14 protein-coding genes and 2 pseudogenes are annotated in these 18665 nt (G+C 68.7%); 4 read left to right on the top strand and 12 right to left on the bottom strand.

The genetic code is table 11. The features are described from left to right. Window positions 1-9: 9 nt before the first annotated feature. The 4 genes from ACFYZJ_RS12520 to ACFYZJ_RS12535 form a co-directional block, all read right to left on the bottom strand. Window positions 10-942: a carbohydrate ABC transporter permease gene (locus tag ACFYZJ_RS12520; RefSeq protein ID WP_388566166.1), complete on the bottom strand. Its 933-nt coding sequence runs from the start codon at window positions 940-942 to the stop codon at window positions 10-12. After that, complete coding sequence (locus ACFYZJ_RS12525; RefSeq protein ID WP_388566168.1) at window positions 939-1919, bottom strand: carbohydrate ABC transporter permease; 981 nt, start codon at window positions 1917-1919, stop codon at window positions 939-941. The genes ACFYZJ_RS12520 and ACFYZJ_RS12525 overlap by 4 nt, the downstream gene beginning before the upstream one ends. Window positions 1920-2025: 106 nt before the next feature. After that, complete coding sequence (locus ACFYZJ_RS12530) at window positions 2026-3321, bottom strand: ABC transporter substrate-binding protein (RefSeq protein WP_388566170.1); 1296 nt, start codon at window positions 3319-3321, stop codon at window positions 2026-2028. Window positions 3322-3540: 219 nt separating this feature from the next. Further along, the gene (locus ACFYZJ_RS12535) at window positions 3541-4647 is read right to left on the bottom strand and encodes a LacI family DNA-binding transcriptional regulator (RefSeq protein ID WP_388566172.1); all 1107 of its coding nucleotides are present in this window, start codon (window positions 4645-4647) and stop codon (window positions 3541-3543) included. Window positions 4648-4703: 56 nt separating this feature from the next. On the opposite strand from ACFYZJ_RS12535, the gene ACFYZJ_RS12540 reads away from it, so the two are divergent. Then, the gene (locus ACFYZJ_RS12540) at window positions 4704-6011 is read left to right on the top strand and encodes a glycoside hydrolase family 32 protein (RefSeq protein ID WP_388566174.1); all 1308 of its coding nucleotides are present in this window, start codon (window positions 4704-4706) and stop codon (window positions 6009-6011) included. 296 nt (window positions 6012-6307) lie between these two features. Here ACFYZJ_RS12540 and ACFYZJ_RS12545 read toward each other — a convergent pair. Both ACFYZJ_RS12545 and ACFYZJ_RS12550 read right to left on the bottom strand, forming a co-directional pair. Beyond that, window positions 6308-6571: pseudogene (locus ACFYZJ_RS12545) on the bottom strand (YhjD/YihY/BrkB family envelope integrity protein); the annotation flags it as partial. Window positions 6572-6760: 189 nt separating this feature from the next. Next, complete coding sequence (locus tag ACFYZJ_RS12550; protein ID WP_388566176.1) at window positions 6761-7279, bottom strand: MarR family winged helix-turn-helix transcriptional regulator; 519 nt, start codon at window positions 7277-7279, stop codon at window positions 6761-6763. A gap of 120 nt (window positions 7280-7399) precedes the next feature. Here ACFYZJ_RS12550 and ACFYZJ_RS12555 point away from each other — a divergent pair, with 120 nt between their 5' ends. Further along, window positions 7400-7603 (top strand): DUF2255 family protein, encoded by a 204-nt coding sequence (locus ACFYZJ_RS12555; RefSeq protein WP_388566178.1) that lies wholly within the window; start codon window positions 7400-7402, stop codon window positions 7601-7603. Here the strand turns inward: ACFYZJ_RS12555 and ACFYZJ_RS12560 are convergent. Next, window positions 7551-7931: a hypothetical protein gene (locus ACFYZJ_RS12560; protein ID WP_388566679.1), complete on the bottom strand. Its 381-nt coding sequence runs from the start codon at window positions 7929-7931 to the stop codon at window positions 7551-7553. The genes ACFYZJ_RS12555 and ACFYZJ_RS12560 overlap by 53 nt on opposite strands. On the opposite strand from ACFYZJ_RS12560, the pseudogene ACFYZJ_RS12565 reads away from it, so the two are divergent. Both ACFYZJ_RS12565 and ACFYZJ_RS12570 read left to right on the top strand, forming a co-directional pair. After that, window positions 7852-8519 (top strand): annotated as a pseudogene (locus ACFYZJ_RS12565) (cation:proton antiporter); the annotation flags it as partial. The gene ACFYZJ_RS12560 and the pseudogene ACFYZJ_RS12565 overlap by 80 nt on opposite strands. A gap of 63 nt (window positions 8520-8582) precedes the next feature. After that, window positions 8583-9203 (top strand): aldo/keto reductase, encoded by a 621-nt coding sequence (locus ACFYZJ_RS12570; protein WP_388566659.1) that lies wholly within the window; start codon window positions 8583-8585, stop codon window positions 9201-9203. Window positions 9204-9307: 104 nt separating this feature from the next. On the opposite strand, the gene ACFYZJ_RS12575 is transcribed toward ACFYZJ_RS12570, so the two are convergent. The 5 genes from ACFYZJ_RS12575 to ACFYZJ_RS12595 all read right to left on the bottom strand — a co-directional run bounded on the left by ACFYZJ_RS12575 (window position 9308) and on the right by ACFYZJ_RS12595 (window position 18651). Beyond that, a complete protein-coding gene (locus tag ACFYZJ_RS12575) occupies window positions 9308-10735 on the bottom strand; it encodes a non-reducing end alpha-L-arabinofuranosidase family hydrolase (protein ID WP_388566181.1) in 1428 nt (475 codons plus the stop codon). 155 nt (window positions 10736-10890) lie between these two features. Continuing rightward, window positions 10891-12231: a ricin-type beta-trefoil lectin domain protein gene (locus tag ACFYZJ_RS12580; protein ID WP_388566184.1), complete on the bottom strand. Its 1341-nt coding sequence runs from the start codon at window positions 12229-12231 to the stop codon at window positions 10891-10893. Between the two features lie 56 nt (window positions 12232-12287). After that, window positions 12288-14270 carry an alpha-L-fucosidase gene (locus ACFYZJ_RS12585; RefSeq protein WP_388566187.1) on the bottom strand — a complete coding sequence of 661 codons (1983 nt, stop codon included), beginning with the start codon at window positions 14268-14270 and terminating at the stop codon, window positions 12288-12290. 61 nt (window positions 14271-14331) lie between these two features. After that, a complete protein-coding gene (locus ACFYZJ_RS12590) occupies window positions 14332-16740 on the bottom strand; it encodes a ricin-type beta-trefoil lectin domain protein (protein ID WP_388566190.1) in 2409 nt (802 codons plus the stop codon). A 78-nt stretch (window positions 16741-16818) separates the two neighbouring features. Beyond that, window positions 16819-18651, bottom strand: coding sequence for an RICIN domain-containing protein (locus tag ACFYZJ_RS12595; protein WP_388566192.1), 1833 nt, complete (start codon window positions 18649-18651; stop codon window positions 16819-16821). Window positions 18652-18665: the final 14 nt, after the last annotated feature.

An 18665-nucleotide genomic window follows, 5' to 3' on the forward strand; every position in this document is an offset into this window, starting at 1 on the left:
CGGCTCGTCTCAGCCCTTGACGGCTCCGCTGGTGAGGCCGCGGACGAAGTACCGCTGCAGGGTCAGGAAGACCAGGATCGGGACGAGCATGGAGAAGAGGCCGCCGGCCGTCACGAGCTCCCAGCCCGTGCCCTGCTGTCCCAGCAGGCCGTTGGTCGCGATGGTGATCGGCTGCTTGTCGCCCGGGCCCACGAAGATCAGGGCGACGAGCAGGTCGTTCCAGACCCAGAGGAACTGGAAGATGGCGAAGGACGCCAGTGCGGGAGCCGACATCGGCAGGATCAACCGGTAGAAGGTCTGGAAGTGGCTCGCGCCGTCGATCTTGGCGGACTCGACGACGTCCTTGGGCAGGGTCGCCATGTAGTTGCGCAGGATGTAGACGGCCAGCGACATGCCGAAGCCGATGTGGGCGAGCCAGGCGGCCGGGAAGGTGCCGTTGAGGTGGACGGAGGCGTAGAGCTTGATGAGGGGGACGAAGGCGACGTAGTTGGGGACGACGAGCAGGCTCACGATGACGATGAAGAGGACGTCGCGCCCCTTGAAGGTCATGAAGGTGAAGGCGTAGGCGGCGAAGGCGGCGATGAGGATCGGCAGGAACACCGCCGGGAGCGTGATGGCCAGGCTGTTGAAGAAGGCCGACCCGAGGTCGCCCTGCTCGATGGCCTTGGCGTAGTTGCCGGTGGTCAGGTCGACCAGTCCGCCGGGGTGGGCGAACAGGGTCCACCAACCGGTGGAGTTCGCGGCGTCGACGGTGCGGAACGACGTGACGACCACCCCGAGGGTGGGCACGATCCACAGGGCGCACACGAACAGCACGCTCAGCCTGACCGGGAGCGGGCTGCGCCTGCCGCTCCCGCCGGGGGGTGTCCGGGCGCCTCGCCGGGGCGGGCGGCCGCGGCGCGGGGCCGCCGGGGTGATCGTCGGGGTCGTCTGGGTGGTCATGCCGACTCCTCCGCCCTGAAGTGGCGAATCTGGTAGATCATGATCGGCACGATGGCGATGAGCAGCATGACGACGATCGCCGATGCGTAGCCGTAGTTGTAGTTGGTGTAGAGCTGGTTGAAGAACTCCAGGCCGACGACGTTGGTGTTGAAGGCCCCGTTGGTCATCACGTAGATCACGTCGAAGATCTTCATGACGGTGATGAGGATGGTGACGAAGACCGTGATGACCGTCCCGCGGATCTGCGGGATGATGATGCGCCAGAAGATGCGCAGTTCGCCGGCGCCGTCCAGGCGGGCCGCTTCGAGGGTCTCCGCGGGGACACCCTTGATGGCCGAGGACAGCAGCACCATGGAGAAGCCGGTCTGTCCCCACAGCAGCATGACCATGAGCAGCAGACTGTTGGCGTGCAGGGTGCTCTGCTGCAGCCAGGGGATCGGGTCGTGGCCGAAGGCGGTGACGATGCCGTTGAGCAGGCCGGTCTGCGGCTGGCCCGCGGGCTGGGCGGCGTACATGAAGCGCCACACCGTGGCCGAGCCCACGGCGCTGATGGCCATGGGCATGAAGACGACGGTCTTGGCCGCCTTCTCGGCCCTGGGTGTCAGGCGGTCGGCGAGTGTGGCGACGAGCAGGCCCACCACGATGCAGGCGGCGGGAACGACGGCGATCCACAGCAGGGTGGTGAACAGGGTCTGCCGGAAGGCCGGCGTCCCGAGCAGCTTGCCGAAGTTGTCCAGGCCGACGAAGCGTGAACCGTCGCTGCTCTTGAAGCTGTTGATGACAGTGATGACGGTCGGGTACACCAGGTAGACCCCGATCGCCGCGACCGCCGGGGCGACGTAGAAATAGGGCTTGATCCGGTTCTCCCAGCGGCCCGGCAAGGCCTCGGCGAGCTTGTTGAGGGCCCAGTAGACGACCAGGGCGGCAGCGATGCCCGCCAGTACCGTGAGGATCGTCGAGAGCACTTGGCTGACCACGGCGGTCCCTTTCCTCGAACGTGAGTCGTTGTCGGTTCGGTTCGGTGGCGCCGAGGGCGGACGGCACTGCAACTCGCCCGCCCTGGGCGGCCGTTCCGCGAGGTGGTCAGCCGGCGGGCCAGCTGGCGTCTATGTTCTTCAGGGCGGTGTCCAGCGACTCCTGGCCGGAGATCCAGGCCGTCATGTCCTTCCAGAACGTTCCGGAGCCGACCGCGGACGGCATCGCGTCGGACCCGTCGAAGGCGAACCCGGTGGAGTCGTAGGCGACCTTCGCGATCGACTGAGTCGTCTTCAGCGGGTAGTCGGCGAGCGGGAAGTCCTTGTGCGGGGAGATGAAGGAGGAGCCGTTCTTCGCCGCGGTGGTGCCGAGGTCGGTGGCCGCGAGCAGCTTCATGACCTTGCGGGCGGACGGGCTGTCCTTGTAGATGGAGGCGGTGTCGCCGCCGCCCTCGACGGGGTTCTCGCCGCCTGCTGTGGCCGGGGGCAGGCCGAAGACGCCGACCTCGGAGTCCAGGTTCTGCTGGACGGACTTGGGGAAGAAGCCGGTGATGAAGCTGCCCTGCTGGTACATGTAGCAGCCCGGCTTGCTGTTGAACATCGGGTTGCCGGCGGTGCCGAAGGCGTTGCTGGCGATCGACTTCCGGCCGCCGAGAACGTTGCCGTCGGTGAAGGCGATCTTCTGGAACTGGGCGGCGGCCTGGCGGACCAGCGGCGAGTCGAACTTGATCTTGTGGGAGATCCAGTCGTTGTACTTCGCGACGCCGCCGTCCTTGAGGATCAGGTTCTCGAACCAGTCGGTGGCGGGCCAGCCCGTCGCCGTGCCGGACTCGACGCCCAGGCACCAGGGCGTCTTTCCGTCGGCCTTGATCTTCTCCGTGAGGGCGTTGAGCTCGTCGAGGGTCTTGGGGGCGGTGTAACCCGCCGCCTCGAAGGCCTTCTTCGGGTAGAAGACCAGGCCCTTGACGTTCATGCTGACCATCAGGCCGTAGGTCTTGCCGTTCACCTTGGCCACGTCCAGCGTGCCCGCCGTCATGCTCTTCCGGAGCGCCGGGAGATCGAGGACGTCGTCCAGCGGAGTGATCTTGCCCTTGGCCGCGAGGTCCTTGATGATGCCCGGCTGCGGCATCAGGGCGATGTCGGGGGCGTCGTCGGCCTGCACCTTCTGCACGATGATCTGGTTGAGGTTGTCGACCTTGCGCCACTGGACGGTGATCCCCTGCGCCTTGGCACGGGGGTCGAGCCGGGCCTTGAGACCGTCGATGACCGGCTGGTCCATGCTCGTCCAGATCGTGACGGCCTTCGCGTCGCTCGGACCGCTGCCGGAGCCGGAAGAGCAACCGGTGGCGAGCAGTGCGAGCGCACTGATCGCGCTCACGCCGAGAACCAGCTTCCGCCTGGACATGCGTTCCTCCTTGGTCGGTGACCGGACGGCGGGGCAGCCGCCATCGCGCACCTGAGGTGACCTCGCCTGCCGGGGCGGGTCTTGCACCTGGCCACCGCGGCGGGTTACTAATTCGGGTTAGTGGCCCGAAAGCTAGCCGCCGCCCGTTTCTCGCGTCAAGAACTCGTTACAGGGGAGTTATCGGTGGATGTCCGCACGTGTCGGCGGAGCCGGCCCGCCTCAGGCCCCGGCGGGCCCCCCGGCCGGGGCCGCTGTGGAGTCCCGCATCACGAGCGGGCAGTGCACGAGGGTGCGCCCGTTCCCCACGGCGGGCTCACCGGCGGCCAGCTGCTCGGCGGCCAGCCGGCCCATCACGTCGTACGGCAGCCGTACGGTGCTCAGCGCCGGGTGGACCTCCGCCGCGAGCTGGAACTGGTCGTCGTACCCCATCACCGACACGTCCTCGGGCACCCGGACCCCCGCCTCCAGCAGGGCCAGGATCGCTCCGACGGCCATACGGTCGTTGCCGCACATGATGGCGGTCGGCCGGGGACCGCGCCTCAGCAGCTTCCGCGCCAGCTCGTAGCCCGAGTCGGCGTGGTAGTTGCCGGGCATCACGGTGTGGTTCCGCGGGTCGAGTCCCGCCCCGCGCAGCGCCTCACGGAAGCCACGCAACCGGGCCTTGGTGGCCCAGGCACTGACCGTGCCGGTGAGGTAGGCGATGTCCCGGTGCCCGAGGTCGAGCAGCGCCTGGGTGGCCTCCCTGCCACCGCGCACCTCGTCGGGCAGGATCGCCGGAACGGAGTCGTCCGGGACGAAGCAGTTCAGCAGAATCGTGGGCACCCGCCGGGCGTCGTCCGGGAGCACCACCGACTTGGTGCCGACCGCGGCGAAGATGAGGGCGTCGACCTGCCGGTCGAGCAGGTCGGCGACCAGTTGTGCCGCCTGCCGGTTCGAGGCACCGGTGTTGACCAGGAGCAGCAGATTGCCGTGGCGGAGGGACGCCTCGTGCGCTCCCTTGATGGCGGAGGCGGCGAACACGCCGAAGTCGACGTCGTGACTGACGAAGCCGATGGTGGCACTGCGCCCTTGACGCAGTCCCTGCGCGGCCCGGTTGGGACGGTAGTCGAGTTCGGCGACGGCCTGCAGGACCCGCTGCCGGGTCTCGTCGCTGATCGTCTGCCCGGCTGTCCGGTTGAGCACGAACGAGACGGTCGCGGGCGACACGCCGGCCAGGCGCGCCACATCGGCACGGCGAGGCCTTCTCGCCCTCGGTCGGTGATCTTCATGGGTTGACACGCCGCAAGAGTACGAGACGTCTCGGTTCCCGAGCACCGGTTCCCACACCCAGCAGCGCTTGCAGCTTTGGGGTTATTTCATGCGCAATGAGAGGAATCTCCAATATGCCCGCATGGCTCCACTACGCGCCCGCGAAGGGCTGGATGAACGACCCCAACGGGCTGGTCCACCGGCGGGGGCGGCACCACCTCTTCTACCAGTACAACCCGGAGGGCACCGAGTTCACCAACCAGCACTGGGGTCATGCCAGTTCCCCGGACCTGCTCACCTGGACCGAGCACGAGGTGGCACTCTTCCCCGGCCCGGCAGGAACCGCGCCGTACGACGCGACCGCCTGCTTCTCGGGCTGCGCGGTGGAACACGACGGCGGTGTGTCGATCCTCTACACCGGCGTGCTGGGCGACGCCCAGCTGCCCTGCCTCGCGCACGCCGCCGACGACGCGCTGTCGGGCTTCGTCAAGGACCCGGCCAACCCTCTGCTGTCCGCTCCGCCCGCCGCCGACATCACCGAATTCCGTGACCACAGCGTGTGGCGCGAGGACGGCCGGTGGCGTCAGCTCGTCGCGGGCGCGCGCCGCGACCACGGCGGCTCGGTGTTCACGCTGTCCTCGGCCGACCTGCGGGCGTGGGACTACGACGGCGTCTTCGTGGACCGGGCCGCGTCGAAGGTGCCGGGCGCGGTGTGGGAATGCCCCGACTACTTCGCCGTGGAGGACACGGGGACACTGCTGGTCTCGGTCATCCACGAGGACGGCGGGGAGGGGCCGGCGGTGTGGTGGATGACCGGGACCGCGTCGGAGGCCGGTTTCGAGGTGCGCGAAACCGGCGTCGCGGATGTCGGCGACCGTTTCTACGCCCCTCAGTCGTACTGGACCGCGGACGGCCGGCGGATCCAGTTCGGCTGGATCCGTACCCACCAGGACCCGGCCGGCCGCAGTGGCCACGCGGTGGGCTTCATGAGCCTGCCCCGCGAACTCTCGGTGCGGCGGGGACGCCTGCACTGCGAGCCCGCGGCCGAACTGACACGGCTGCGGCGGGCTTCGACCCCCGTACCGGTGGCCGGTGCGGTCGGCCTCGACGGGGGCAGGACCGCCGGGGAGCTGGTACTCGACGCGGCGGCGGCGGACGGTGTGCGGGCAGTCGCCCTCCGTTCCCCGGCCGGAACCGAGATGACCGTCGACCTGGCGGCGTTCGCCGGACTCGACGGGCCGCTGCGGCTGTTCTGGGACGCGGGCATCATCGAGGTGTTCCGCGGCGGCGTGGCGGGGACCTGGTCCGACCTGCGGGTGTCCGACGTCGTCACGCTGCGGCTGGACGGCGAGACGGCTGCGGCAGGCGGACGGAGCGAGGTCTGGGACCTCGCACGACCGGAACGCTTCGCCGGCCCGGCGGTCGGCCCTGGCACCGCATGAAAGGGGTGCTCCGGCCACAGGCAGGCGGCTTCCGTTGATCACCGGCTTGACCGGCTGGTGATCGACGGTCGGCATCGGCGCGGCGGCATCTCGTGCTCACCGGGCCGCGTCGAGGACGACTCGGCGCGGCCCACCCGCGGGTTGGCGCCATGCGTGCCGGGGACTGTTGCGTGTCAGAGGCTGTTGCCCCCGGCGTCTTCCCGGCCGGTCCGGTCGGCACTCCACAGTTGCGCTCTTCGTCGCGGAGCCGGCGGGCCTGGGCCGGACTCTTGGTGAGCCTGATCATCCGCGGCGGCTCACGGGCCACCCAGACGGCGACGGTCCTCCTCGTTCCACTTCCGGGTGTCACGTGGCCGGGCGTACGGTTCCGCGTCGGGCGGGTAGCCGCCGGCGACGGCCCGCTGCCGTGCGACCTCCGCATCGAACTCCAGGCGCAGCAGGAGGGCGAGATTGGTGATCCACAACCAGACCAGGAAGACGATCACTCCCGCCATGGTGCCGCAGGTCTTGTTGTACGAGGCGAAGTCGGCCACGTAGAACGCGAACCCGGCGGAGGCGATCGGCGCACGTCGGTGGCTCCCTCAACAGCGCGGAAGCGGCCATGACCTCCTCGCGCTCGGGCGGGCCCGCCGCCCGGTGGGCGAGGTTGCCGAACGCCGTCGCCGCTTGCGTGCACCGCTGGCGGCGTCAGAGGGAGCGGCGTCAGAGAGATGGGACCTGCCACGGCCCCGGGCGATCCGTGCGACGGGTCACGGCGCTCCCGGGCTCGTCCTGCGTGAGGCCTGGGCGAGCAGGCCGCTCATGGCCTGGCACTCAGTGGGGCCGATGGCGCGGGCGAGGGCCTCGTTGACAGCACGGACGAGGTCCGCGGAGTGCTCGGCGAGCAGCCGGCGCGCCTTGTCGGTGAGGGCCACCGCGGCCCCGCGCCGGTCGTCGCGGACGGATTCCCGGGTGACCAGGCCGGAGTGCTGGAGGCAGGCGACCTGGTAGGTCAGCCGGGTCTTGGGGCGCCCGAGCAGCTCAGCGATGCGCGTCATGCGCAGGGACTGACCTGGCTCGTCCGCGAGCAGGCACAACACCAGGAACTCGTCGTGGGAGACGCCGAAGGCCTGCTTGACCTGCCTGCGCATGTGCTGCTCCACCGCCCCCGCTGCCGCGAGCACCTGCATCCAGGTACGCAACTCGGCCGGGAGCAGCCGGCCCGCGCACGAGTCGCCGTCGGCAGGCACGTCGGCGGGCACGTCAGCGGAGGTGGGGTGGTCGGTCATGTGACCAGACTACCTTGCTCCAACTTTGGACAACCTGCTTCGCCACCGCCGCGGACAGCGTCAGCCCGGTAGCCGTGTTCGGGCGGCGGCTCGACTCGGCACAGCCGGCCGGGGCCCGGCATGGCCGGCGGTCCGAAACGAACAGCGGCGCGACGGCAAAGCCGGCGGGCACGGCCGCTGCTCCGGCGCCCCAGGGGGGAGGAATCCGAGATCAACGACCGTATCGACACGGCGTACCGCACCAAGTACGGCCGCTACGGCGGAGCGTACGTCAACCCCATGGTCGCGGCACGCTCGACGACATTGCGGCTCGTACCCCGATGAACAAGGCGATCCTTGCGGGAACCGCCAACTCCCCATCGACAACCGGTCCGTCCCAGGAGTGAGCGCCATGCTCGGTCTCGAACTCGTCGTGGTCCTGGGCGTGGCCGTGCTGGTGGGCGACGTCCTGGGGCAGCGCATCGGCGTGGCACCACCCGTCGTGCTGCTTGTCGTGGGAACTCTTCTCGGCCTCGTGCCGGCCGTCCGTCGGACGCAAGCCGCCCGAGGTGGTGCTGTTGCTGTTCCTTCCCGTGCTGCTGTACTGGGAGAGCCTGACCACGTCGAGCCGGGAGATCCGTTCGAACCTGCGCGGCATCGTCCTGCTCAGCACGGTCCTGGTGATCCTCACCGCGTGGGCCGTGGCAGTCACCAGGCATGCGCTCGGGCTGCCGTGGGGGCCGGCGTGGGTGTTGGGCGCGGCCGTGGCTCCCACGGACGCCACGGCGGTCGGCGCCCTGGCCGGCACCTGCCGCGCCGTCAGGTCACGGTGTTGCGTGCCGGGAGTCTCGTCAACGACGGTACCGCGCTGGTCAGCTACGGCCTGGCGGTCGGTATGACCGTCGGCGAGGAACACCTCACCCTCCCCCACGTCGGGGCTCTCTTCCTGCTGGCCTACGGCGGCGGGGCAGCGGTCGGCGTGGCGGTGGCCTGGGTCAACATGAACCTGCGGCGCCGCCTGGAGGCCCCGCTCCTGGGCAATCTGGTCATGATCCTGGCGCCGTTCACGGCCTACCTGCCGGCCGAGCTGGTCCATGCCTCGGGGGTCCCCGCGGTCGTCGTGAGCGGACTGATCACGGCCCAGGTGGCTCCACGCCTCATCCGCGCCGAACACCGCCGGCAGGCGATGGCCTTCTGGCCGCTGGCGACGTTCATCATCAACGGTGCCCTGTTCGTCCTGGTCGGCAGGGAACTCCACTACGCCCTTGGCCAGTTGAGCCAGTCCGACCTCCAAGACGCCCTGATCGCGGTCGGAGCGGTCAGCGTGGCGGTCGGCGAGCTCGTCCAGGAGGGCAAGGTCCGGTGCTTCGGGCTCTCGGAGGCCGGCGCGGAGACCATCCGCCGCGCGCATTCGGTCCACCCGGTGACGGCGGTGCAGAGCGAGTACTTGTGGACCCGGGATCCCGAGCCGAAAGTGCTGCCGACCTGCGCGGCGCTGGGGATCGGATTCGTGCCCTTCAGCCCGCTCGGCAAGGGGTTCCTGACCGGAACGGTGGACGCCTCGACGTTCTTCGCGAACGGGGACGTCCGCACGACCATTCCACGGTTCACGGCCGAGAACCGCGCGGCGAACCAGGTCCTCGTCGATCACGTGGTCAGGCTCGCGCAGGCCAAGGGCGCCACACCGGGGCAGGTCGCGCTCGCCTGGCTGCTCGCGCAGCACGCGTCGATCGTTCCGATTCCCGGAACGCGCCGCCTCACGCGCATCGAGGAGAACGTGGGCGCCACCCAGCTGCCGCTCTCCGCCGATGAACTGGCGGACCTCAATGCACTCGCGGGTCGGGTCGGGGTGCGGGGAGTCCGCTACAACGAGTACCACATGTCACTGGTCGGAAAGCAGCCGATGGCCGGGAGCGATCCGTGCGCGGCGCACCGGTACCGGTGAGATGTGATCACGTAGTCGCAGCAGGGAAGACGACGCGTCGAGGAGGGTGACGGCGAGGACGACAAGGAACCCCAGCCGGGACAGGGCTGGGGTTCCTCGGCAGATCAGTGCTGCAGAGTGAGGACACCCGGCCGCCAGGGCAGTTGGTCGTAGGGTCCGCCCGCGGTGGGGGACTTGCCCTGGTAGAGGAACTGCAGGTGGCAGGGGTCGATGGTCATGGTCTGGTCGGGGTTGTTGCGGACCAGGTCACCGTGGCTGATGTCGTTGGTCCAGGTGGCACCGCTGTTGGCCTTGCCCGCGAAGGGGTTGGACTCGCCGGCGGCCTGCGGGGTCCACGAGCCGCTCAGGCCGGAGGCCGTGAACGAGCGGAAGTAGCGCTGCTCATTGGCACCCCGAGCCTCGACGATCATGAGGTACTGGTTCTGGCCCTGGACCTTGTAGACCTGCGGCGCCTCGAACAGGTTGACCGTCGTGTCGCTCATGACCGTCGTGTACGACGAGCCGAAGTTGCCCGGGAAGTTCCCGATCGGCATGCTCGCCCGATAGATCTTGCCGTTGTCGCCGGCGAAGAACAGGTACATGTTCTGGTCGTCACCGATCAGGGTCTGGTCGATCGGGGCGGAGCCGGGGATGCTGCCGGTGAACAGTGGCTGCGGCGCGGACCAGCCGTTGGGGTTGGTGGGGTCGCTCGACGTGCGGTAGACGAAGGGCGACGCACCCCACTGGGACGCCAGCACCCAGATGTGCTTGGGCGCGAAGTAGAACAGCGTGGGCGCCACCGCGGACTGACTCATCCCCGTTTGGCCGGCCGACGCCATGTCCGACCAGTTCGTGAAGGGACGGAACATCATCGAGCCGTATCCCGATCCCGACACGTTCGACGCGTAGACCAGGTGCTTGCCGTTGTACACGACGTCGGTGAAGTCCTTCAGCGAGACCCACCCGTTCGCCGGCTGCGCCAACGGACCGGTCGACGTCCACCGGTATGTCGACGGAAGAGAACACATGCCGCCCCCCGGCGGTGTCGACGTCCCGGGCAGGCCGGTCCACTTCTGGTTGCTGCCGCCGTTGCACGTCCAGATCTCCACCGCCGTGCCGTTGGCCGTACCGGAGCCCGTAACATCCAGGCACAGCCCGGACTCCACGCCGACGATCGTGCCGTCGGAGTTCACCCGCCACTGCTGGTTCGCACCGCCGTTACAGGACCAGATCTGCACCCGGGTACCGGCCGCGGTGGCGTGGCCCGGAACATCCAGGCACTTGTTGCCGTACACGGTCAGCTCGTTGTTGTCCGTCAACGTCCACTGCTGGTTGGTCCCGCCCGAGCAGTCCCAGATCTGCAGGTACGTGCCATCGGTCTGACCGGCGTTCGGCACATCGAGACACCGGCCGGACCCAACACCGCGCAAGGCGCCGCTGGCGGCCGCCTGAGCCGGGTTGGCGACGAGCGTCGCCGCCAACGTGACCAGGACCACAACGGCAGCGGCGAACACCACGGACAGATGTCTGCGGCTGAAACTTCGTCTGCGCATGGGAACCTCGTAGTCCTTGAGTGAATAATTCCGGTTGGCCCGTCAGAGGCTGTCCGGACTGTCCATGTGGTGCGCAACCCCCGTACTCCACGAGGCTTGGCGTGCCGAGGTCTGCGGAGCCGGCCCCGCACGGTGCCGTGCCTGGCGCCGGCGTTTCATTTCTCCAGGCTCCAGTGCTGGTTCGCACCGCCCGTGCAACTCCATAGCTGGACTTTCGTTCCGTTGGCCGTTCCCTGGCCGTTGGCGTCCAGGCAGAGCCCCGACTGCACCGCTGTGATCGTGCCGTCGGGATTGATGTTCCATTGCTGGTCCGGCTGTCCGCTGCAGTCCCAGATCGCCGCCGGGGTGCCGTTGCCCGCTGCCAGGCCGACGCCCAGGCATTTGTTGCCGTAGACAACCAGCTGCTTTCCAGCGGCGTAGGTCCACCGTTGGTTGGAGCCGCCGTTGCAGTCCCACAGTTGTGCCTGCGTGCCGTTGGCCGTGGTGGAGTTGTTGATGTCGAGGCAGCGCCCCGACTGCCGGCCGACGATCTCCTGGTTGCCGGAGGGCGGTGGCGGCGGCGTGTTCGAGCCGAACTGGGTGAAGAACTGCCACACCGCCGCCGACGTCCAGGTGCGCCAGCCGTCACCGGTGGAGCCGTCTATGGGCCCGGGGTCGTGGCCCGCTCCGTCGAACGCGGCCCAGACGACGGGGTATCCGGACCTGCACCCGGAGTAGGTGGTGATGATGTGGGTCAGGCTTCCGTAGGCCGGCTCGGGCGGGTTCTGCGGGGTGCAGCCGTTGGTCCGGACGAAGGTGTCGCGCAGTTCCCGTCCCAGCGAGATGGGCAGCACGTTGTCCCTGATGCCGTGCAGACCCATGTAGGCGATGGGCTGGGTGCCGCCGTTGCACCCGCTGAGGTTCGCGCCGGAGTAGACCGCGACCGCGCGGAAGACCGTTGCCCGGGAGCAGGCCAGGGCGTACGACATCGCGCCGCCGTAGCTGAAGCCGGCGGAGAACAACTGGGTGGCGTCGACGCACAGCCCTGATTCGATCTGGCTGACCATCGCGTCGACGAAGGCCACGTCCTGGCCGCCGGAGTTGGCCCAGCCGTTGCCGATGCCCTGCGGGGCGACGAAGATCGTACCGTTGTTCGCGTTGTCAGCCAGGCGCCTAAGGCCGTAGTAGGACCAGTTGTACCCGTCCGTTCCGCCCGAGTCGACGTCGTTGGCCGTGCCGCCCCGCCAGTGGAAACCGAAGATCAGCCGGTAGGGGTGGTTGCTGTCGTAGCCGGCCGGAACCCGCAGTATGTAACTGCGCGTCTGGCCGCCGCTCTGAATCGTGTGTGTACCACTCGTCAGCGTCGGGGCCTTGCCGCAGCCGGCGGTCGCCCGGACGGCGCCGGTGGTCGTGGCCGACGCGGGCGCGCCCGGGCCGCTGCTGAAGGAGGTGCCCGCAGCTGCCAGGACGAGAAGTACCGCGGCCACGATGGAGGTTAAGAGCGGTTTGCGTTTCATACACTCCTTCTTCCGTGGTTGGGGGGTGGACAGGGAGCGTCGGTAGCCGGGCCGGTTCAGATGGCCGTGATGGTCCATTCGTTGTTGGTGCTCGAGTTCGGCGTCCACATCACCGTGGTGGAGCCGACGGTCGTGCTGCCGCTGCCGTCAAGGGCGGTGCCGGTGCCTCGATTGACGATCTGGTAGCGGTTGCCACCGAGGCTGGTCAGCGACCACTGCTGGTTGTTGCCGCCGTTCCACGCCTCCTGGCGGGCGGGTGCGCCGTTGGCGGAGTTGCCCCAGCTGTCGACGGCCATTCCGTTGGTGCGGTTCATGATGCGGTGGTAGCCGTTGCCGAGGTCGATCAGCTGCCACTGCAGGTTGGTGCTCCCGTCGTAGTTCCACTGCTTGAGGTTGGAGCCGGAGGCGACGTTGCCCCCGCTGTCGAGCACCAGTCCGCTCGTCGCGTTGGCGATCTTGACCCAGGTCGTGGAGCCGCCCGGCGCGCCCAGGACGGGGATCTCTCCGGAGAAGGTGAGCTTGACCGTGTACGCCAGGGCGTTGAACGGCGGGTTGGACGAGGGCATGGCTAGGTGCAGGCCGGAAGCATCCTGGGTCGGCGCGGGCAGGTTGATGTAGGTGCCGGCGGCGTTGTTGAGCAGTTGCGCGCCCGTCAGGCTGCTGAGGTTGATCTGGCTCGAGTTCAGCGTCGTGATGGTCATGGTTCCGCCCTGCCAGCCCAGCGCGGTGGCGTAGAGCACCTTGTTGTCCTGGCTGCGGGTGAACCGGATGTCCTCGGGTGTGCCGGCCACCGGTCCACTGAACGAGCCTCCGCCCATCTTGGTGGGGCCTTCGCCGTAACTGGCCCAGGAGCGGGTGCCGTAGACCGCCTCTCCGAAGCGGCCGAGCCAGTCGCCCATGCCGAGCAGGATCGACTGCTGTCCGGAGGGGATGGTGCCGTCGGCCATCGGGGCGATGTTCAGCAGCATGCTGCCGCCCTTGCTGACCCGGTCGATCAGCGAGTGGAGCAGGGCCTGCGTCGAGTAGTAGCCGATGCCGACCGTGTAGCACCAGCTGGAGGAGGAGATGCTGTCGTCGGTCAGCCAGTAGGGGCTGAGCAGCCCTGCCGGGCCGCCGCGCTCGAAGTCGAAGACCTCGCCCTTGTTGTCCAGGCCGTCCTTGTAGGTCGCGACCACGTCCTTGTTCCAGGAGACCGCCTGGTTGTAGTAGTGCGCGAGGAACTGGAGGCGATAGGACTCCTGCACCAGGCCCAGGTCGAAGTCCTGCCAGACCAGATCCGGCTGGTAGCCGTCGATGACCTCGATCAGCTTGTCGTACCAGAGCTTGTTCTCCGCCGCCGAGCCCTGCTGACCGAAGAGGATGCGCAGCGTCGGATCCGACTGGGACGGCACGTGGTCGTAGTAGCCGTTGAAGTGGTAGGCGTGGTGCAGCGAGGCCATGAACTTCAGCCCCTGCCCGCGGATGGCCTGCGCGTGCAGACCCAGTAGGTCGAGTCCGGGGCCGTGCCGGACCGAGTTCCACGGGTTGGAGCGGCTGTTCCACATGGAGAAGCCGTCGTGGTGCTCGGCGACCGGGCCCGCGAACCTGGCGCCTGCGGCCTTGAACAGCCGCGCCCAGGCATCGGGATCCCAGTTGCCGCCCTGGGAGACCAGTCTGGGGGCGAACTGCACGTAGTTGCCGGCCTTGTCCCGGGCACCGTCGATGAAGTTGTTGTACGGCCACACCGAGGGGTCGCCGTAGGTGGCGATGTGGTGACGGTTCTCGGCCGAGCCGCCGATGTACATGTTGCGCGGATACCACTCGTTCCCGAACGCGGGAACGCTGAAGACGCCCCAGTGGTAGTAGATGCCGAACTTGGCGTCCTGGAACCAGGCCGGGGCCGGGGGGTGCTGGTCCACGGACGACCAGTTCGCGGTGTAGCTTCGGGGGCCGTCGGTCGCGGCGGCCTCGGGGGCGAACCGGAGCAGGCCGAAGGCCGTGGCCGCGCCGGCCGCCGCCAGCAGACGGCGCCGGCTGATCGGGTGGGAGGAGGAAGTCATGCGGGGCCTCTCAGAGGGATTGACGGGGGTGGCTCAGGAGGTTCGTCAGTCGGTCACCTGATCAACTGCGGGTCCACTTCTGGTTGCTGCTGCCATTGCAGGTCCACAGCTCCAGCAAGGTGCCGTTGGCCGTTCCCGCGCCCGTGGCGTCCAGGCACAGGCCGGACTGGGCACCGGTGATCGTGCCGTCGGCGTTGATCGTCCACTTCTGGTTGCTGCCGCCGTTGCAGGTCCAGATGTCCACCTTGGTGCCGGGGCTGGTCCCCTGGCCCGCGGCGTCCAGGCAGTCGCCGCCGTAGACCCGCAGCTCACCGTCCGGAGTGCTGGTCCACTGCTGGTTGCTACCGCCGTTGCAGTCCCACAGCTCCACCTGGGTGCCCGATGTCTGCGACTGGTTCGGCACGTCCACGCATTTGCCGGAGCCGACTCCGACGATCCCGGCGGTCGTGCCGCCACCGCTTCCGCCGCTGCCGGGAGTGAGGGACAGGTTGTCGAACTGTGCCGTCTCGCCCTGGCTGGTCGCGTAGCCGACCTGGCCGCCGGCCCAGGTGTGGTCGTTCACGGAACCGACCGTGGAACCGTCGATGACAGCGGTGACGGTGCTGCCGGAGAAGGTGAGGGCCAGGGTGTGCCACCGGTTGGTGCCCAGCGCCGTGGTGGTGCCGTGGGCGAGGGTGGAGACGTTGCCGTTGGTGTTCGAGTTCAGGATCGACCAGGCTCCGGTGTCGCTCACCCGCAGGTGGTAGGCGTTCAGCCCGCCGGTGCTGCCGTAGTCCTGTGCGTTGGCACGGCCGATCAGCTCGGCGTATCCCGGCTGTTCGAGCATCACGTCGGACGAGACGGTGTAGTTGCTCCAGCTCACGTCACCGAGCAGGGCGTGCGGATCGGACAGCGCGTCCCAGGTGATCGGTTTCTGCGGACTCATCTGGCGCACGCACCTGCCGCTGCGGCCGCCGCCGCAGCCCACCGCCTCGAAGGCGCCCTGCCAGTCCATGAGGTACTTGGCCTCGGTGCCGGTGGCGTAGCTGTCGAAGGAGTCGCTGTACGGCAGGCTCATCGCGCCCTGGGCAGGGCTGGTGGCGGTGCCTTTCCCCTGTCCGGTCGTGGTGGTCAGGGTGTAGACGCGATGGGGCTGCACGGTCAGGCTGAAGCCGCCGCCGGACGGGGTGATGTCCGTGGTGTGCACGAGGTAGTCGGCCGGGTTGCCGGAGTTGACGTCCGTCGACCAGACGTGGACGGTTTTGGTGGACAGCCCGCCGGTGACGTTGAAGTTCAGCGTCTGGGCGCTGCCGGCGTCCATCGTCTCGACGACCGTGGAGTAGTCGGAGTTGTTGGTGGACTTCAGTGAAACGTAGCTGCCGTTGTTCCGGTTGCCGCCGATGTAGCCACTGGAGGCGTCGAGGTAGTGCCACCCCGGGGCGGTGAACTGGCTGGTCTGTGCCATCACCCAGGCGTTCTTGCCGATCGCGTAGTGCCCGGACCACGGCTGCGAGGCCAGGGCGAGACCCATGGTGGGGTAGGGCAGGTTCGGCGTGATCGCGGCGACCACCGGCCAGTTGAGGTACGCGGTCATCCGGCCGTCGATGTAACCGCGGTTGATGCCGCGGGCCATGGCCGGCGCTCCCGCGTCGTAGTCGTCGGAGCCGTTCTCGCTCGCCCACAGCGTCTTGCCGGACGACGTGGCGGCCGACGGCACCGAGCAGTTGGACTGGGACGAACGGTAGCCGCAGGGGTAGTGCGTGCCGAGGACGTTCACCGAGGCGGCGAACGCCGGGTCGGAGTCGACGTCGTTCGCCACGGACCAGTCGGAGTCGGCTGCGACGATCTTGACGTTTCCGTAGCCGTTGGTGTCGAGCGCGCCGCGCAGTTGCTCGTACCAGGAGACGTTGTAGCCTCTCTCGTTCCACCCGCCGAGGTAGTCGATGCTCAAGCCGTGCTGTTTGGCGCAGCCCAGCCAGGAGAGCAGATAGTTGATCATGTCGGTGGACCAGAAGTTCCCGCCGCCGATCCAGCCGGGCGCGCCCCAGGCGAGCCCGTACAGCTTGATGTCCGGGTTGCGCGCTCTGGCTTGCTCCATCAGCCACCACTCGTAGCCGCGGTTGCAGTTCAGGTCGGACCGGGTGTGCTGGTGACTGGGCTCGGCCCCCGAGGTGGAGTTGGTGTCACCGCCGATCTCGGTCTTGAGGATCTGCAGGGAGGCGCCGTAGCCGGGCCGGAACAGGTAGTCCAGGATCTGGCCGCGTTGGGGCTCGGGATAGTCGACCAGGAGTCTGCTGTTGCCGCCGCCGCCGCTGATCGCGCCGACGCCGTCGAAGGTGCGGCCGGCGGACGCGCCGTTGATCGTGACGGAGGTGGCGGCCTGGGCCGGCGCGGCGCTCGTGGCCACGACGCCGCCGGCGGCCAGGAGGAGGCCCGCGAGCACGGCCGTCGAGGCGCGCAGGCGCCGCAACAGCCGTCCGAATGCTGACACGGTGGGTTCCTTTCGCAGGTCGGAGGTGTCCCGTGGCCGGTGTGGCGGGTCCGGTCACAGGGATCGATGGCTGTGTGGTCAGCGGAGGACGAAGTCCTGGTTGGTGCCGGGCGCGTTCTTGCACGGCCACTGGTCCAGTTGCTGACCTGCGTTGCTGCCGGCGCCGTAGACGTCCAGGCACAGACCGCTGTTCCGGTTCTGGAGCGCGTAGGAGCCGTCGGACTGCCGCACGGGAAGCCAGAGTCCGGCGGCCGCTGTGCCGGGGGCCTGCTGGACGATGTCCGGAGTGCCCGCCGCCGTGGAGCTGCCGGCCACCGCCACGTCCTGGCCGGAGTTCTGTGCCCGCAGTTCGCCGTAGCCGCCCGAGGCCGGCACGAACTGGAACCGCTGGTTGCTCTGCCCGTTGCACGTCCACTGGTCGATCGCGGCGCCGGCATCGGAGGAGTTGCCGTACACGTCCAGGCACAAGTTGCCGCTCGCGACCACGAGTTGGTGGTAGCCGTCCGGGAAGCCGCCACCGCTCGACGAGGCCGGTGTCAGATGGACGGCGAACGCGTCGTGCGAGCCCTGGAACGTGAACGGCACGGTGATCGAGCCCCCGGAGGCGCTCACGTTCTGGTCGTACACGATCTCTGGGGCGGTGAGCGGTGCCTGGTCCGGGATGCGGTGCACGGTGACGTGCACGCTGCCGGCGTTCGCCAACCAGGGTACGGACGACAGCCCGTCGAAGGTCACGGACGCGGCGCCGGTGTACCCGTCGGAGTCGCCGATGACGGCCACCGCACGCTTGCCGGCGGAGTCCTCGGAGGCGGAGATCGCCGTCGAGCCGACCTGGCCGGAGGTGTCGACGAGAGTACCGGTCATGTCGGCGTAGTCCCGAAGCGCCCACCAGTTGCCGGTCGGCTGCCAGCTGCCCCCACTCCGGGTGAGCACTCCCGTCAGGTTCGGGGTGACGCAACACACCCAGTTGCCCCGCATCGCGTTGGTGTACCCGGACTGCGCGAACCGCGCCAGGTACCAGGCCGTCACCCCGGCGGTCTGCCGGTCGGCCGGCTGGTACTCGTTCGAGGACAGCGGCAGCGGACCGATGCCCGCCGAGCCAAGGGCGTCGCGGAGGCCCTGCGCGACGGTGACCGGATCGTCGACATCGCCCTCGTTGTGATTGGTGATCATGTCCGGCACCGTCCCGGCCGCCTTCACATGCGCGAGCCAGGTCTGCCATTCGCCCGGGCTGCGCTGCGGGGTGAACGCGAGGGACGGCCCCACGATCTGCGCCCCGGGGGCGATGCGCCGGATCTCCCGGTAGGCGGTGTCCCACATCTGGAAGTACTGTGCGCTGTCGACACCCCGGGTCCAGAAGACCGAGATGTCCGGCTCGTTCCAGATGTCGTAGGAGAACGTCAGCCCCGAAGTCTGTAGCGCTCCCACCGTGGAGTCGATGAAGGTGATCCAGTTGGAGCAGTCGCCGTTGTCGCACGGGTACGTCGTGTTCGACGGCTGGCCGCCGTTCGCGCCGTAGATGTCGCTCACCAGCACCTGGTACTGGGCGTGGTACGGCGGCCGGGTGAGCCGCTTCGCCTGAGCGATGATCGAGTCGATGTCGGCCCGCGTGGCAGAGCCGTACTTGTAGCCGTCCCTGATCCAGCCACCGGAGAACCATCCTCCGCCGCGGAATGCGTTCAGTCCCAGCGGCTGAAGGAACTGGTCCGCCGGCTGGCTGCCGTCTTCACTGATGCCGTAGAGGAACCCCTCTCCCACTCCGGTCGACGGCCCGCGGGTCGACGCGAGGTGCACGCTCAGCGACTTGCCCGAGGCGGCCTGGCTCGCGGCCGTCGACAGCAGCGGCAGCACGAGCGTCAGCACGATGCCGGCCACCAGTGCCAGACGGCCGGGTCTCGCTCTCGTCCTCATCCGATCCTCCTGCG

The sequence above is a fragment of the Streptomyces sp. NPDC001848 genome (assembly GCF_042891915.1).
Classification (GTDB): Bacteria; Actinomycetota; Actinomycetes; order Streptomycetales; family Streptomycetaceae; genus Streptomyces.

Bases quoted from the DNA above. Each gene is read 5' to 3' on its own strand.
- ACFYZJ_RS12530 (WP_388566170.1), bottom strand. From the start codon at position 3,321: ATGTCCAGGCGGAAGCTGGTTCTCGGCGTGAGCGCGATCAGTGCGCTC.
- ACFYZJ_RS12520 (WP_388566166.1), bottom strand. From the start codon at position 942: ATGACCACCCAGACGACCCCGACGATCACCCCGGCGGCCCCGCGCCGC.
- ACFYZJ_RS12540 (WP_388566174.1), top strand. From the start codon at position 4,704: ATGCCCGCATGGCTCCACTACGCGCCCGCGAAGGGCTGGATGAACGAC.
- ACFYZJ_RS12595 (WP_388566192.1), bottom strand. From the start codon at position 18,651: ATGAGGACGAGAGCGAGACCCGGCCGTCTGGCACTGGTGGCCGGCATC.
- ACFYZJ_RS12550 (WP_388566176.1), bottom strand. From the start codon at position 7,279: ATGACCGACCACCCCACCTCCGCTGACGTGCCCGCCGACGTGCCTGCC.
- ACFYZJ_RS12580 (WP_388566184.1), bottom strand. From the start codon at position 12,231: ATGAAACGCAAACCGCTCTTAACCTCCATCGTGGCCGCGGTACTTCTC.
- ACFYZJ_RS12575 (WP_388566181.1), bottom strand. From the start codon at position 10,735: ATGCGCAGACGAAGTTTCAGCCGCAGACATCTGTCCGTGGTGTTCGCC.
- ACFYZJ_RS12585 (WP_388566187.1), bottom strand. From the start codon at position 14,270: ATGACTTCCTCCTCCCACCCGATCAGCCGGCGCCGTCTGCTGGCGGCG.
- ACFYZJ_RS12555 (WP_388566178.1), top strand. From the start codon at position 7,400: ATGGCCGGCGGTCCGAAACGAACAGCGGCGCGACGGCAAAGCCGGCGG.